Below are 14,793 nucleotides of genomic sequence, written 5' to 3' on the forward strand. Positions count from 1 at the left end.
TAAGAGACAGCCTCCCGACCGACGACGGTCGCCACCACCCCCCGGCGCAAGGTGCCCGCACGCCGCGCGGTCGTCATCGGCGGCGGCATCAGCGGCCTGGCGGCTGCCGCGCTGCTCGCACGCGACGGCTTCTCGGTGACGGTGCTCGAGCAGCGCACGCAGCTCGGCGGCCGTGCCGGCTCGTGGGAGCAGGACGGGTTCCGGTTCGACACCGGGCCGTCGTGGTACCTCATGCCCGAGGTCTTCGACCACTTCTTCCAGCTGCTGGGAACGTCGGCCGAGGCCGAACTCGACCTGGTGAAGCTCGACCCCGGTTACCGCGTCTACAGCGAGGGCCACGACGAGCCGATCGACCTGCGCGCCGACGCCGAGGCCAACATCGCGCTGTTCGAGTCCATCGAGCCCGGTGCCGGCGAGCGGATGCGGAAGTACCTCGCGTCGGCCGAGGACACCTACACGATGGCCGTGCGCCGGTTCCTCTACACGAGCTTCCAGGACCTCACGAAGCTCGCCGCACCCGACGTCCTGCGTCGTCTGCCCAAGCTCGCGCGCCTGCTGCTCGAGCCGCTCTCCACCTTCGCCGAGACCGCGGTGCGCGACCGTCGCCTGTGGCAGATCCTCGGCTACCCGGCGGTGTTCCTCGGCACGAGCCCGTACGCGGCGCCGAGCATGTACCACCTGATGAGCCACCTCGACCTGGCCGACGGCGTCCTCTACCCGAAGGGCGGCATCACCGAGGTGATCTCCGCCGTCGAGCGGGTCGCCCGGGCCGAGGGCGCGAAGATCATCGCCGGCGCGAAGGTCGAACGGATCGTCGTCGAGGACGGCGTCGCCACCGGGGTCGTCCACCGCGACCGCGACGGTGTGCAGCACACGGCGCCCGCCGACCTCGTGGTCAGCGCTGCCGACATGCAGCACACCGAGATGCAGCTGCTCGAGCGTGAGCACCGCACCCACGGCGCCGACCACTGGAAGAAGCGGGACCCGGGGCCGAGCGCGGTGCTCGTGTACCTCGGCATCGACGGTCCGACGCCGGGCCTGCTGCACCACACCCTGATGTTCACCGCGGACTGGAAGGCGAACTTCGGCGCGATCTTCGGCGACGACCGGCACGTGCCGGACCCCGCCTCGATCTACGTCTGCGCCCCGTCCGAGACCGACCCGAGCGTCTCCCCGCCCGGCACCAGCAACCTGTTCATCCTGGTGCCGCTGCCCGCCGACCTGTCGATCGGCAAGGGCGGCATCGACGGTGCCGGTGACTACCAGGTCGAGCAGATCGCCGACCGTGCCATCGACGTGCTGGCCGAGCGCGCCGGGGTGCCGGACCTGCGCGACCGCATCCGGGTCCGACGGACGATCGGACCGCGCGACTTCGCCGACGACCTGAACGCCTGGAACGGCTCGATGCTCGGCCCGGCGCACACCCTGAAGCAGAGCGCGTTCTTCCGCGAGAAGAACGCGTCGAAGAAGGTCGAGGGGCTGTACTACGTCGGTGCCTCGACGATCCCGGGCATCGGTCTGCCGATGTGCCTGATCAGCGCCGAGGTCCTGCTCAAGCGCATCCACGGCGACCGGAGCACCGAGCCGCTGCCGACGCCCCTCGGGGCTCCGCGGGACCGGACCGAGACCGCCTGATGCCCGGGGTCTACCTCGCCGGCCTGGTGGTGTCCCTGGTCGGCATGACCGTGCTGGACGCCCGCTTCCGGTTGTTCTTCTGGCGGGCACCGTGGCGGGCGGCGGCCGTGATGGTCGTCGGAGTCGCGTTCTTCATGGTGTGGGACGTCGCCGGTGTCGCTGCCGGCATCTTCTTCATCGGGCCGCAGAACCTGCTCACCGGGGTGCTCCTGGCGCCCGAGGTCCCGCTCGAGGAGCTCTTCTTCCTGCTGCTGCTCTGCTACTCGACGATGGACCTGGTCGGCTTCGTCCGGCCCCTGGTGCAGCGGGCGACCGATCGGCGGCGGGCGTGAACGGCACCGGGGCGTACGCGCTCCTGGCCCTGCCGTTCTTCGGCGTCACGGCCGTTGTGGCCGTGGTCGCCGGCGTCGTCGCCGCCCGCCGGGCCCGTGCGGCGGGTCGACGGCCCGCGGTCGGGCGCCGGGTCGCGGTGCTCACGTCCGTGATCGCGGGCGTCGCGTTGCTGGTGATGACGATGGTGTTCGACAACGTCATCGTCACGCTGCGGATCGTCGCCTACGACCCCTCGCTCATCAGCGGTGCGAAGATCGGTGCGATCCCGGTCGAGGACCTCGCCTACGCGATGTCCGCCATCGTGCTGCTGCCCAGCCTGTGGGTCCTGTTCGACCGGACGGGCGCACGCGACCGGACCGGCGCACGCGACCGGACGGGCGCGCGCCCCGCGCTCGGCCCGACCACAGCACCAGCAGAGGACATGAAGTGAACGCCAGCACCGCCTCCAGGCCGTCGACCCTGCGCGCCCTGTTCGTGTCGTCGCGCCCGATCAGCTGGGTGAACACCGCCTACCCGTTCGGCGCCGCGTACCTGCTCGGCAGCGGGGTCGGCGTCGAGGGCGGCGGCGGGTTCTCGCTCGTCGCGTTCCTGGTCGGTGTCGTGTACTTCCTGGTGCCCTACAACCTGGCGATGTACGGCATCAACGACGTCTTCGACTACGAGTCCGACCTGCGCAACCCGCGCAAGGGCGGCGTCGAGGGCGCCCTGCTCGACAAGAGCGTCCACCGCACCACGCTGTGGGCCGTCGTCGTCACGAACGTCCCCTTCCTCGTCGCGCTCGTGGTGCTCGGCGCGGTCAGCGGCAACGGGCCGTGGTCGTGGCTCGTCCTGGCGATCAGCGTGTTCGCGGTCATCGCGTACTCGGCACCGGGGCTGCGGTTCAAGGAGAAGCCGTTCCTCGACTCGCTGACGTCGAGCACCCACTTCGTCTCGCCGGCGATCTACGGCCTCGCCCTGGCGGGCCCGCACTGGACCGGCGAGCTCGTCGCCGTGTGCATCGCGTTCTTCCTGTGGGGTGTGGCCTCGCACGCGTTCGGTGCCGTGCAGGACGTCCTGGCCGACCGTGCCGGCGGCATCGGCTCCGTCGCGACCGTGATCGGCGCCCGGGCCACCGTCCGCCTGGCCTTCGTCGCCTACCTGGTCGCCGGCGTCGCGCTGCTGTTCTCGGCGTTCCCCGGGCCGATCGCCGCGATCGTGGTCATCCCGTACGCGCTCAACGTGCTGCCGTGGTGGAACATCACCGACCAGGGCGCCGAGGCCGCGAACGCCGGGTGGAAGCGCTTCCTCTGGATCAACTACCTGGCGGGCTTCATCGTCACGATGGCACTCATCGCGTACGCCTTCACGCACTGACAGACTGGACGCACGCACCGCGGCGTCCGTGGTGCGTCACCAGTCACGACGGCAGTCACGAAGGAGTGCGCGCATGAGCGTCCGGATCATCCACGTCGGTCTCGGAGGGTGGGGCGGCAACTGGGCCCGCACCGCCATCCCAGAGGTGTCGGAAGTGCAGGTGGTCGGGATCGTCGACCCGTCGGCACCGACGCTCGAGGCCGTGCGGACCGACCTCGGGCTCCCGGCCTCCGCGGCGTTCGGGTCCCTGACCGAGGCGCTCGCCGCGGTGGAGGCCGACGCCGTCGTCATCACCGCCCCGGCCGTGACGCACGTGCCGCTCGCGCTCGAGGCCCTCGACGCCGGCAAGCACGTCCTGGTCGAGAAGCCGTTCGCCAACACCACCGACGAGGCCGTCACCGCGGTCCGTCGCGCCGAGGAGCTCGGTCTGGTGCTGCAGGTCAGCCAGAACTACCGCTGGTACCCGGCACCGCGGGTCGTGCAGGAGATGCTCGAGGCGGACGTCGTCGGCGAGGTCTCCGCGATCAACGTCGACTTCCGGCAGTGGGACAACGACCAGCCCGCCGAGACGTACCCGCACTACCGGTTCCCGCACGCGATGATCAACGACATGGCGATCCACCACTTCGACCTGCTCCGGATGATCACCGGGCAAGAGGCCGTCCGGGTTTTCGCCAAGGCCAGCTACCCCGCGTACAGCAAGTACCAGGACGAAGCGGTCGCCTCGATGATCATCGAGCTCGACGGCGGCACGGTCGTCAACTACCGCGGCAGCTGGCTGAGCCGTGGCCCGCGCACCGCCTGGGCCGGGGAGTGGAGCATCGAGGGCGAGGACGGCGAGCTCTGGTTCACGAGCCGCGATGGTGAACCGAACGCGGTCGACGGCGACCGGGTCACCGTCCGCCGCACGCAGGACGACGTCGCCGAGCTGGTCGAGCTCCCCGTGCTCGCGCACACCGACCGCCAGGGCGGGCTGCAGGCGTTCGCCCGATCGGTGCAGGGCGGCCCCGCCCCCGAGACGAGCGGTCGTGACAACCTGCGGAGCCTCGCGCTGATGGAAGCCGCCGGCCGCTCCGCGGCGTCCGGCCTGCCCGAGGACGTCGTCGTCCCGTCCTGACCGCACCCACCCACGGCCTGGAGGCGCGGGGCGGGCCCGCACCGCGCCTCCAGGCCGGCCCTGGTCGCGCCCACCGCGTCGGCGACCTTTCGCGCACGCCCCTTCTGCGACGTTTCGCGCTCACCGACAGTCCACGCGTCGGAGCGCCCGTGAGGTGTCGCTGAGCGCGTGGACTCGCGAGCTGGTCGCCGCGTCAGGCGGCGCCGGCCGCCCGCCGCGCCTGCGCGACGGCCCGGCGCACGCCGAGCGACCAGCCCGGCCCGTGGCCGGGCAGCACGTGCTTCGCCTCGGTGTCCGCGAGCCGGTCGAGCGACGCGACCGCCGTGTCGACGTCGGAGGTCGCGGCGGGTGCGACGATCCGCGGTCCGATCCCGCCCGTGTACGGGTCGAAGGTGACGAGCGCGTCCCCGGCGATCACGGCGTCACGGTCGGCGAAGTGCAGGGCCACGTGGCCGTCGGTGTGCCCCGGGGTCTCGATGATCCACGGGTTGCCCGGCACGTCGGCGCGGCTCTCCAGCGGTTCGGTGTCCGCGATGCCGTCGACCGTGACCGCACCGGCCAGCAGCATCCGGCCCAGGGGGCGCAGACCACCCGGGTGGAGCGCCACGAACCCGAAGCGGTTCGTCTGCGGCCGGTACGAGTACGGGTGCGCGGCGAGGTGCCGGTCGCCCGGGTGGACGAACACGGGCGTACCCCAGTCGCGGTGCATCCGTGCGGCGGTGCCGACGTGGTCGAAGTGGCCGTGCGTGAGCAGGAGCCCCTCGACCTGGTCGGGCGTGTAGCCCAGGTCGTGCACGGCGAGCTGCAGGTGCGGCCACGCGGCGGGCAACCCCGCGTCGACGACGAGCAACCGATCGCCGGTCTCGACGAGGTACGTGTTGGTGTGTGCGATCTCGAGGCGGTGGATCCCCGCGGCGGCGTCCCGGAAGAGCATGTGCGGCACGGTAGACGCGGCCTGCTGGGCACGATCCCGGGTGGGACGTGTACGAAATGGGGAATGGCCAAGGACAGTCTGCCCGAGCTCGAACTCGCCAACGTGCGCACCCGTGAGGGCATCACGGACACCGTGACGGAGCTGAAGCGACGCGCGGACCTGCCCGCCCGCACGCGGCTCGCGGTCGCCAAGACGAAGCAGCGGTGGCACCGGGATCCCACGCCGCTGGTGGCGATGGGCATCACGGGACTGACCGGTGTCGCGGCGATCGTCCTCGGCATCGCGCTGCGGAACCGCCCCGCCGGGCACCTGGCCCAGCCGCCGGCGAACTCGGCCTTCACCGCGTTGCTGCCGTTCGGCGCGCGTGGCGACGCCCCCTCGGCGAAGGAGCAGGCGCAGGCAGGTCGCAAGGGCCGGAAGGCGCGGGCCAAGGCGGCGGAGGAAGCCCTGGAGCAGGACCCGGCGCACCGCGCCCGCGTGAAGCAGCAGGTCGGCATCGCGGCGGTGCAGCGACGGGCGAACAAGAACCGCAAGCAGGCGGTCAAGCGGTCGAAGCAGGCCGTGAAGGCGAGAGGGTAGTCACATGGCGCACGAAGAGCACAAGCCGGACCCGGACGACGCCCGGAAGCCCGACAACCCCACCGACCTCAAGAAGCCGACGCTCGTCTACACGCTGAAGAAGACGCTGCGCGAGTTCACGAGCGACCAGTGCACCGACCTGGCGGCGAGCCTGACGTACTACTCCGTGCTCGCGCTGTTCCCCGGGCTGCTGGCGGTCGTGTCGATCCTGGGCCTGGTGTCGGACCCGGCGAAGACCATCGAGACCCTGCTCCAGGTGATCCGCAACGTCGGCGGCGGTGACGTCGCGAGCCTGCTGAAGGAGCCGGTGAACGGCCTGGTCCGCTCGCCCGCTGCGCCGGTGACGTTCATCGTCGGTCTGCTCGGCGCCCTCTGGTCGGCCTCCGGGTACGTCGGCGCCTTCGGCCGTGCCATGAACCGGATCTACAACGTCCGCGAGGGCCGCCCGATCTGGAAGCTCCGCCCGACGATGCTCGGCGTCACGGTGACCACCGTCGTCCTGCTCGTGGTCGGACTGCTGGTGCTGGTGAGCGGACCGCTCGCCCGCAGCTTCGGCGACGTCATCGGGCTCGGTGACGTGGCCGCGACCGTGCTGCTCATCGTGCAGTGGCCGATCCTGCTCGTCATCGCGATCATCGTCGTCGCGGTGCTCTACTACTGGTCGCCGAACGTCAAGCAGCCGAAGTTCACCTGGGTCAGCGGCGGCTCGATCCTGGCGCTCCTCATCTGGATCATCGCCAGTGTCGGCTTCGGGTTCTACGTCGGGAACTTCTCGAACTACAACGCCACGTACGGCTCCCTCGGTGGGGTCATCGTGTTCCTGCTGTGGATCTGGATCACGAACAATGCCCTGCTCTTCGGTGCCGAGTTCGACGCCGAGATCGAGCGGGGTCGCGAGCTGCAGGCCGGCATCCGTGCGGAGGAGGACATCCAGCTCCCCGAGCGCGACACCCGCCAGATCGAGAAGCAGGACGAGAAGCGGGCGCAGGACGTGCTCGAGGGCATCCGCATCCGCCAGGGCGTCGACAACGACTGAGGGTCGTTCGTCCGATCGGCGCTGACGGGCGCTCTCCGGGTCGGGACGCTACGGTGCGAGCGTGCCGTCCTTCCTCGAGGGGCTCCCGTTCCGGTGGCTCGTCCTCGCGCTCTTCCTGATCGTGTTCTGCCGTGCGCAGGCCACGTACTGGGTGGCGCGGCTCGCGGTGACGGGTGCGTCCCGATCACGGTGGGGCGGCTGGCTGCGGTCACCGGCGGTCCGCCGCGGGTCGGCGCTGCTGGATCGCTGGGGATTGCCGATCGTGACGGTGAGCTTCGTCGTGGTCGGCCTGCAGACGGTGATGAACGCCGCAGCGGGGCTGGCACGGGTCGCCTGGTGGCGGTACACGATCGCGATGGTGCCGGGATGCGTGGCATGGGCGTTCCTGTACGCGACGGTCGGGCTCGCCGTGTTCTGGGCGGTCGTCGCGGCGCTCGCCGGCTCGCCGTGGGGCATCGCGGCGCTCGTGGGCCTGGTGGTCGTCGCCGGTGTCGCGCTGACGGTCCTGCGCCGTCGTCGCGACCGCACAGGAGGCCCGGCCCGGCTTCCGTAGGCTGGCCTCCGTGACGACAGACCAGCTCCAGAACCGTCCGGTCGCCCTGGTGACCGGAGCCACCCGCGGCATCGGCCGCGCGATCGCCGCCGACCTCGGCCGCACCCACCACGTGCTCGTGGGCGGCCGGTCCGCCGACGCCGTGGACGCCCTCGTCCAGGAGCTGCCGAGCGCGGCGCCGTTCGTCGGTGACCTGGGCGCGGGCGAGGTCCCCGCGCTGCCGGATCGGCTCGACGTCCTCGTGCACTCGGCCGGTGTCGAGCAGGGCACCACCGTCGCCGACACCCCGCGCGCGGTGTGGGAGCAGGTCTTCGCGACGAACGTGTTCGCGGTCGCCGAGCTCACCCGGCTGGCGCTGCCGGCACTGCGGGCAGCCCGGGGCATCGTCGTACCGATCAACAGCGGCTCCGGGTTCCACTCGGGCCCCGGTGGTGGGGTGTACGCGGCGTCGAAGTTCGCGCTGCGGGCCTTCGCCGACGCCCTGCGCGAAGAGGAGCGGGCGAACGGCGTGCGGGTGTCGAGCGTGCACCCGGGCCGGACCGACTCGGACATGCAGCGGCAGCTCGTGGCGAAGCTCGGGGAGTCCTACGACACCGACTACTACCTGGCACCCGAAGACGTGGCCGCCGCGGTCCGCACCGTCGTCGACCTGCCCGAGCGCGGCACCGTCGAGTCGCTCGCGATCCGGCCGACCCGACGGCGCTGACGTCCGTCCCTCGACGGGTCACCGCAGCTCGATCCGTTCGTCGAGCTCGAGCCGTTCCAGGAACGTCTCGTCGTGGCTCACCACGACGAGTGCTCCCCGGTAGGCCCGCAGCGCGTCGACGAGCTGGTCGACGCTCGTCAGGTCGAGGTCGTTCGTCGGCTCGTCGAGCACGAGCAGCTGCGGCGGCGGGTCGGCGAGCACCAGGGCCGCCAGCGCCACCCGGAACCGCTCGCCGCCGGACAGGTCCCCGGCCGGGCGGTCGACGGTGTCCCCGCGCACCAGGAACTTCGCCAGCCGGTTGCGGACCTCGGCGACGGGCACGTGCGGGGCGTCCCGGCGCACGTTGTCGAGCACCGTCGCGGTGTCGTCCAGGCTGTCCTTCCGCTGCGGCAGGTACGCGATCCGGTCGACGTGGGCGACGGCCGTGGTCTCGGGCAGCGGGTGCTCCCGGGCCGCGGGGTCGCCGACGAGCTGCTCGAGCAGGGTGGACTTGCCGACGCCGTTGTCCCCGGTGACGGCGATCCGTTCCGGCCCCTGCACGATGACGTCCCGTCCGCGGACGGTCACGGTGGCGATCCGACGCGAGGCCGGCACGTCCGGGTCGGGCAGGGTGACGTGGATCGACTCGTCGTCGCGCAGACGGAGTTCAGCCTCGCGCTTGGTGGCGAGTGCGGCGGCTTCGTCGTCCGCGTACCCGACGCGGAGCCGGCCGGCGGTCTCCTGCGCCCTCTTCCGCTGCTCGTTCGCCAGGATCTTCGGCATCGAGCGGCCCGCCTTCTCACCGGCCTTGGCACGACGCGCGATCTTGGTCTCCGCCTCGATGCGCTGCCGCTTCTCGGTGCGGTGCCGCTGATCGGCGACGCGGACCTCGCGCTCGACGGCCGCCTGCTGCACGGCCAGGTGCTCCTCGAACGCGCTGAACGTCCCACCGAAGACCGTCATCGCCCCGGCGCGGAGCTCCACGGTCTCGTCGACGTGCTCCAGGAGTTCCCGGTCGTGGCTGACGAGCACCAGGGTGCCGCGCCAGTCGTCGACCAGGTCGAGGAGCAGCCCGCGGGCCCGGCGGTCCAGGTTGTTCGTCGGCTCGTCCAGGAACACGATCGGCCGAGCGCGCAACCGAACCCCGGCGACGGCGACGAGCACCGACTGCCCGCCGGACAGCGTCGACACCGGCCGGTCGAGGTCGGTGCCGTCGAGCCCGACCCGGTCGAGCACCGCGGCGGCCCGTTCCTCCAGGTCCCAGTCGTCACCGACCGCCTCGAGCTGTGCTGGCGTGGCGTCGCCGGCCAGGACGGCCCGGAGCGCGGTGAGGGTCGACCGGATGCCGAGCAGGTCGGCGACGGTGTCGTCCTCGCCTGCGTGGGCCCACGCCGCCGGTTCCTGATCGACGCGCCAGCGGCGATCAGGCCGTGCCGGTGGGGAGAGGCGTTGCGGCAGGTGGTCGACGGGACCCGACGTCGCGATGCTGCCCGACGTGGGGTGGAGCCGGCCGGTCGCGAGCCGGACCAGCGTGGACTTGCCGGCCCCGTTCCTCCCGACCAGGCCGGTCCGGCCACGTCCGAAGGCGGCGGTGAGGTGGTCGAGCGCGACGGTGCCGTCGGGCCAGGCGAAGGTGACGTCGTGCAGGACGACGGACGGACTGGTGGGCATGGGGGTGTCTCCCGGTGTCGATGCTGGGCGCACGACACCGAGGCCACCGCGTTGCGGTGGAGCGCCCGACGGGGCGCGCGATCACGGTGTCAGCGCGTGGGCTGAGCGGTACCGGTGATCGACAGCAATCCGTCTGCTTCCGTCGGGGGACCCCCGTGTCCGCCATCCGTTCCGCCGGTCGGTCTCCCGCCCCGGCGGCCCCGCGATGACGACGAGGTGACCTCCACGGTAATCCCGTGACACGGGCACCCGCAAGGGATGACAGGCTGGGGGCATGCCGGAGAACCTGTTGCCGACCCCGTCGTCGAACCCCGAGACCCTGCTGCCCGCCGAGCCGGAGGTGACCGCCGCGATCGAGGCGGAGGCCCCCGTCGCCAGCGTGGTGGTGTCCTACCCGTCGTCGAGCCTGGCGTGGGCGCTGCTCGCCGACGAGGCGTGGGCGCGCGGCGCGACCCTCGAGTCCTACGCGTACGCCCGTGTCGGGTACCACCGTGGGCTCGATGCCCTGCGCAAGGCCGGCTGGCGCGGTGTCGGTCCGGTGCCGTGGTCGCACGAGCCCAACCGTGGCGTGCTGCGGGCGCTGTTCGCCCTGCGCCGTGCCGCCGAGGCGATCGACGAGCCGGGTGAGGCCGAGCGCCTGACCGACTTCCTGAACGCGAGCGACCCCGAGGCCCTGCGCGCCCTGTCCGCCGGCGCGTAGCTCCCGCACGCAAAACACCGGTGTTCGCACTGCACGCCGCGGGGTGCGGGTGTGCAACGTGCGAACACCGGTGTTTTGCGCGTGACCGCCTAGCCCAGCAGCACGCTCCAACTGAACGCCTGCGGCCAGAGCTGGTGCTCCGGCAGCACGTCGAGCCCGCACGCCCGGCTGCCGAGCCCGTGCTGCGCGGCGTCGAGGTACAGGTACAGGTGGTCCGACGTCGGCAGCTCGTACGGGTGCTCGGCGCGGTCGATCTGCTGCGCGGTCCACGGCGACAGGGTGAACCCCGCACGGTGCGACCCGACCGTCGACACCGTGAACGGCCCGACGGACAGCTCCCGCAGGTCGGGTCGGTGCCCGGTCTCCTGCGGCCGCGAGTACTCCGCCCCGAGCGAGCGCACCGGCGCGGTGAACCGGCCGACACGGGCAGCGTGCGAGGAATCCGCGTACGACTCCAGCGGTCCGGTCCCGAACCAGGTCGCGTCCGCATCCGCCAGCGACGCCGGCAGGTCGAACCGCACCCCGATCCGCGGCCATGTGACGTCCCAGGCGCCGAACGGCACGGCGTCGGTCTGCAGCACGAGCCCGTCGGACGTCAGGGTCCAGCGGTGCGTGACCTCGAGCCCCCACCCGCTGTTCGCCGCCGCGACGCGGACACGCTGCTCCAGACCGGAGTCGGTGCGCGACACCGACACCAGCCGGTGCGTCAGCCGGTCCAGCCCTCGGTCGCGCCAGCGCGTCGCAGACGGGGGAGCGGTCGGGTCGCCGACCCCGTGCGTGAGCACCGGGTCCGCGGTCTCGTAGCCGCCCTGTGACGCCAGGCTGTCGTTGTCCGTCGGTGCACGCCAGAGCTCCAGGCGGGGCCCGGCGACCTCGTGGCCCTTCCACGACACCAGGTCGCCACGGGCGTTGAACGTGCCGTCACCCAGGTGGTCGCCGTCCCACCCCTGTCGGGAGGCCCGTGGTGCGTCCGCCGCGCGCGCTGCGACGAGCCGCTGGGTGCGTGCGACGACGTGGCCGGTGTCCGCCCACGCGGTCGGCCCCGCCAGTTCCACGGTCAGGTCGAACCAGAGCTCGTCGCCGGGTGCGAGTTCGGACGTGGCTGCGTCGAGCACCTCGGAGGGCACCGGGACCGTCGCCGACTCACGGGCGGCGACGATGCCCGTGGACAGGCGCCCCGAGGCCTCGACGACGCCGTTCCGCGACAGGGTCCAGCACAGCCGGAGCCCGGCGGTCGATGCCGAGTGGTACCGGTTCTCGACCAGCACCGTGGTGTCCGAGACCGCGAGCCGGATCGGGGCCACGACGGCCGCGAACTCGGCGAGCCCCGGTGTCGGGGTGTCGTCGGGCAGCACCAGGCCGTCCATCACGAAGTTGCCGTCGTGCACGACCTCGCCGAAGTCCCCGCCGTACGCGTAGTAGTCCTCGCCGGCGGGCGTCTTCGCGAGCAGGCCGTGGTCCCGCCACTCCCACACGAACCCGCCGTGCAGCCGCGGGTACCGGTCGACCAGGGCCTCGTACTCGGCGATCTGCCCGGGGCCGTTGCCCATCGCGTGCACGTACTCGCAGTGGATGAAGGGCTTCGACCGCTGCCGTGCGGCCTCGGCCGGGCCGCAGCCGAGCAGGGGCGTCGGGGTGCCGCCGCCGATCGACTCGGTCTCCTGCAGCGTCGGGTACATCCGCGAGTAGACGTCGGTGTACTCGCCCGTGTAGTCGCCCTCGTAGTGCACGGGGCGCTCGGCGTCGCGGTCGTGCACCCACTGCGACATCGCCGCGAGGTTCCGGCCGGTGCCCGACTCGTTGCCGAGCGACCACATCACGATCGACGCGTGGTTCTTGTCGCGCTCGACGGTGCGGGCGATGCGGTCGAGGTAGGCCTCGGCCCACGCCGGGTCGTCGGAGGGGTTGCCGACCCAGTCGGTGAACAGGAACCCGTGGGTCTCCAGGTCGCACTCCAGGATCACCCAGAACCCGAGCTCGTCGGCCAGGTCGAGCACGCGGGGGTGCGGCGGGTAGTGCGAGGTGCGGATGGCGTTGACGTTGTTCCGCTTCATCAGCGCCATGTCGGCGCGGGCGTGCTCCTCGTCGAACACCCGGCCGCGCACGGGGTGGGTCTCGTGCCGGTTCACGCCGTGGAACACCACACGCTCACCGTTCACCAGGAACCGGTCGCCGACGATCGACACGGTGCGGAACCCGAGCCGGAGTGAGACGGTCTCGCCACCGGCGCCACCGCCCGAGCCGCCCGCAGCGGAACCGGTCGACAGCGTCGCGTCGTACAGCTTCGGCAGCTCGGCACTCCACGGCTCGACACCCTCGACCTCGATCGGCGCGACGTCGTCCGCCGTGGCCCAGGTCACGTCCACGCCCAGGTCGGGCACCGAGAACCGCACCGGGAACACCGCGTCGAGCGTCGGGAACGTGATCGTGCCGGTCCCCGTCTCCGGCCGTCCCGACGCCGCGGTGCCCGCCGACGCAGCCGTGCCGAGCGTCGCTCGCCAACCGGCACGCACGAACACGTCGTCGATCGGTGCCGTGGGCCGGGCGAGCAGGGTGACGTCGCGGAAGATGCCCGGTAGCCACCACTGGTCCTGGTCCTCCAGGTAGGACGCCGCCGACCACTGGTGCACCCGGACCGCGAGTTCGTTCGCCCCCGGGCGCACCAGTTCGGTGACGTCGAACTCGGTCGCCAGGCGCGAGCCCGTCGACCACCCCACGAGCGTCCCGTTCAGCCACACCCGGAAGTGCGACTCGACCCCGTCGAACCGCAGCAGCACCCGGCCGGCACCGTCGAACGACGACGGCAGCTCGAACGTGCGGCGGTGGTCACCGGTCGGGTTCTCCTCCGGCGGGTGCGGCGGGTCGATCGGGAACGGGTACTGCAGGTTCGTGTAGCTCGGAGCGCCGTGGCCGTGCAGCACCCAGTGCGACGGCACCGGGAGCTCGCCCCAGGCCGGGTCGTCGTCCTCCCCACCCTCGGTTGCGAAGTCCTCGGAGACCGAGGCGACGGGCGACCACCGGAACCGCCAGTCCCCGTTCAGCGACAGGGACGGGGCGTCGGTGTGCAGCCAGGCACGGGGTGCCAGCCGCGAGTCGGAGCCGGGTGCGGTGGACGAGAGTGCGGAGTGGGTCAACCCTTGACCGATCCTTCCGTGAGGCCTCCACGCCAGAAGCGCTGGAGGACGATGATGGCGATGACGAGCGGGATGACCGAGACGAGCACCCCGCCGGTGGTGAGCTGGTAGAACTCCGGCAGGCGGTCGACCTGCGAGCGCCAGTTGTTCAGACCCAGTGTTATCGGGTACAGCTTCTGGTCTGCCAGCATGATGAGCGGCAGGAAGAAGTTGTTCCAGATCCCGACCACCTGGAACAGGAACACGGTGACGAGCGCCGGGGTCATCTGCCGGAGCACCACGGTGTGGAAGATCCGCAGTTCACCGGCCCCGTCGATGCGTGCCTGTTCGAGCAGGGTGGTGTCCACCGACGCGGCGGCGTACACCCGGCACAGGAACAGCCCGAACGGTGACACCAGGCTCGGGATGAGCACGCTCCAGTACGTGTCGGTCAGGCCCATCGACGAGAACAGCAGGAACAGCGGCAGTGCGGTCGCGGTCCCCGGCACGAGCACGCCGCCGAGGATCGTGCCGAACACGAACTGGCGCCCCCGGAAGTCGTACTTCGCCAGCGCGTACCCGCCGGCCGCGGCGAAGTAGGTCGCCAGGACAGCACCGACGCCGGAGTACAGGATGCTGTTCGCGATCCACCGGACGAAGATGCCGCCGTCGTAGGTGAACACCTGCTGCAGGTTGCTCCAGAGCGCGAACTCGCCGCCGAACCAGAACCCGTTGGTCGAGAACAGCGCGCCCGTGGTCTTCGTCGCGGCGATGACGACCCAGTACAGCGGGACGATGAAGTACAGCGCGACGACGACGAGGATCCCCGTGACGACGATCTGCGAGCGCGGCGACCGGTCGAGCTTCCGTCGCTGGTGCGCCGAGATCGACGTGGTGTCCACGGGGACGGCGGTCTTCGCCGTGGCCGGCGCTTCGATGGCTTCGCTGGTCATGCGTCGGCCCCCTTCGTTCCGTTCTGCAGACCGGACTTGGCCTGGAGGCCCGGTGCGGCTTGGGTGGTGACCGTGCTGCCCGCCGCAGCGCGCGTCTGGAGCGCGGTGCGGGCCTCCCGGCCGTCGCGCCG

General features: G+C 71.7%; 14 protein-coding genes. 10 read left to right on the top strand and 4 right to left on the bottom strand.

Annotation, left to right across the window (positions count from 1 at the left end):
• Positions 1-51: 51 nt before the first annotated feature.
• The 5 genes from crtI to DEJ05_RS10835 all read left to right on the top strand — a co-directional run bounded on the left by crtI (position 52) and on the right by DEJ05_RS10835 (position 4,438).
• Entirely contained in the window at positions 52-1,635 is a 1,584-nt protein-coding gene (crtI, locus tag DEJ05_RS10815) for a phytoene desaturase family protein (protein ID WP_071404984.1), read from the top strand.
• Positions 1,635-1,967, top strand: coding sequence for a lycopene cyclase domain-containing protein (locus tag DEJ05_RS10820; RefSeq protein WP_027464925.1), 333 nt, complete (start codon positions 1,635-1,637; stop codon positions 1,965-1,967). Before crtI ends, DEJ05_RS10820 begins: the two co-directional genes overlap by 1 nt.
• Positions 1,964-2,398 carry a lycopene cyclase domain-containing protein gene (locus DEJ05_RS10825; RefSeq protein ID WP_181440706.1) on the top strand — a complete coding sequence of 145 codons (435 nt, stop codon included), beginning with the start codon at positions 1,964-1,966 and terminating at the stop codon, positions 2,396-2,398. The genes DEJ05_RS10820 and DEJ05_RS10825 overlap by 4 nt, the downstream gene beginning before the upstream one ends.
• The gene (locus DEJ05_RS10830; protein WP_071404934.1) at positions 2,395-3,321 is read left to right on the top strand and encodes a prenyltransferase; all 927 of its coding nucleotides are present in this window, start codon (positions 2,395-2,397) and stop codon (positions 3,319-3,321) included. The genes DEJ05_RS10825 and DEJ05_RS10830 overlap by 4 nt, the downstream gene beginning before the upstream one ends.
• A gap of 73 nt (positions 3,322-3,394) precedes the next feature.
• Positions 3,395-4,438, top strand: a complete 1,044-nt coding sequence (locus DEJ05_RS10835; protein ID WP_111110414.1) for a Gfo/Idh/MocA family protein — start codon at positions 3,395-3,397, stop codon at positions 4,436-4,438.
• 193 nt (positions 4,439-4,631) lie between these two features.
• Here DEJ05_RS10835 and DEJ05_RS10840 read toward each other — a convergent pair whose 3' ends face one another.
• The gene (locus DEJ05_RS10840; protein WP_111110415.1) at positions 4,632-5,372 is read right to left on the bottom strand and encodes an MBL fold metallo-hydrolase; all 741 of its coding nucleotides are present in this window, start codon (positions 5,370-5,372) and stop codon (positions 4,632-4,634) included.
• 63 nt (positions 5,373-5,435) lie between these two features.
• Here DEJ05_RS10840 and DEJ05_RS10845 point away from each other — a divergent pair, with 63 nt between their 5' ends.
• From DEJ05_RS10845 to DEJ05_RS10860, 4 genes are all read left to right on the top strand, one after another.
• Positions 5,436-5,951 carry a hypothetical protein gene (locus DEJ05_RS10845; protein ID WP_110864933.1) on the top strand — a complete coding sequence of 172 codons (516 nt, stop codon included), beginning with the start codon at positions 5,436-5,438 and terminating at the stop codon, positions 5,949-5,951.
• A gap of 4 nt (positions 5,952-5,955) precedes the next feature.
• The gene (locus DEJ05_RS10850) at positions 5,956-6,987 is read left to right on the top strand and encodes a YihY/virulence factor BrkB family protein (protein WP_111110416.1); all 1,032 of its coding nucleotides are present in this window, start codon (positions 5,956-5,958) and stop codon (positions 6,985-6,987) included.
• Between the two features lie 61 nt (positions 6,988-7,048).
• Positions 7,049-7,540 (top strand): DedA family protein, encoded by a 492-nt coding sequence (locus DEJ05_RS10855; protein ID WP_111110417.1) that lies wholly within the window; start codon positions 7,049-7,051, stop codon positions 7,538-7,540.
• A gap of 10 nt (positions 7,541-7,550) precedes the next feature.
• Positions 7,551-8,246, top strand: coding sequence for an SDR family oxidoreductase (locus tag DEJ05_RS10860; protein WP_111104753.1), 696 nt, complete (start codon positions 7,551-7,553; stop codon positions 8,244-8,246).
• Positions 8,247-8,264: 18 nt separating this feature from the next.
• Here DEJ05_RS10860 and DEJ05_RS10865 read toward each other — a convergent pair whose 3' ends face one another.
• Entirely contained in the window at positions 8,265-9,896 is a 1,632-nt protein-coding gene (locus tag DEJ05_RS10865) for an ABC-F family ATP-binding cassette domain-containing protein (RefSeq protein ID WP_111110418.1), read from the bottom strand.
• A 274-nt stretch (positions 9,897-10,170) separates the two neighbouring features.
• Between DEJ05_RS10865 and DEJ05_RS10870 the strand changes: the two genes are divergently transcribed.
• On the top strand, positions 10,171-10,596 hold the full coding sequence (locus tag DEJ05_RS10870) for a DUF3151 domain-containing protein (protein ID WP_111029694.1): 426 nt from the start codon (positions 10,171-10,173) through the stop codon (positions 10,594-10,596).
• 89 nt (positions 10,597-10,685) lie between these two features.
• Here DEJ05_RS10870 and DEJ05_RS10875 read toward each other — a convergent pair whose 3' ends face one another.
• Both DEJ05_RS10875 and DEJ05_RS10880 read right to left on the bottom strand, forming a co-directional pair.
• Positions 10,686-13,730 carry a glycoside hydrolase family 2 TIM barrel-domain containing protein gene (locus DEJ05_RS10875; protein ID WP_111110419.1) on the bottom strand — a complete coding sequence of 1,015 codons (3,045 nt, stop codon included), beginning with the start codon at positions 13,728-13,730 and terminating at the stop codon, positions 10,686-10,688.
• Positions 13,727-14,662 carry a carbohydrate ABC transporter permease gene (locus DEJ05_RS10880; protein WP_027464914.1) on the bottom strand — a complete coding sequence of 312 codons (936 nt, stop codon included), beginning with the start codon at positions 14,660-14,662 and terminating at the stop codon, positions 13,727-13,729. The genes DEJ05_RS10875 and DEJ05_RS10880 overlap by 4 nt, the downstream gene beginning before the upstream one ends.
• Between the last annotated feature and the right edge of the window lie 131 nt (positions 14,663-14,793).

This window comes from Curtobacterium sp. MCLR17_045, assembly GCF_003234405.1.
Taxonomy (GTDB): domain Bacteria; phylum Actinomycetota; class Actinomycetes; order Actinomycetales; family Microbacteriaceae; genus Curtobacterium; species Curtobacterium flaccumfaciens.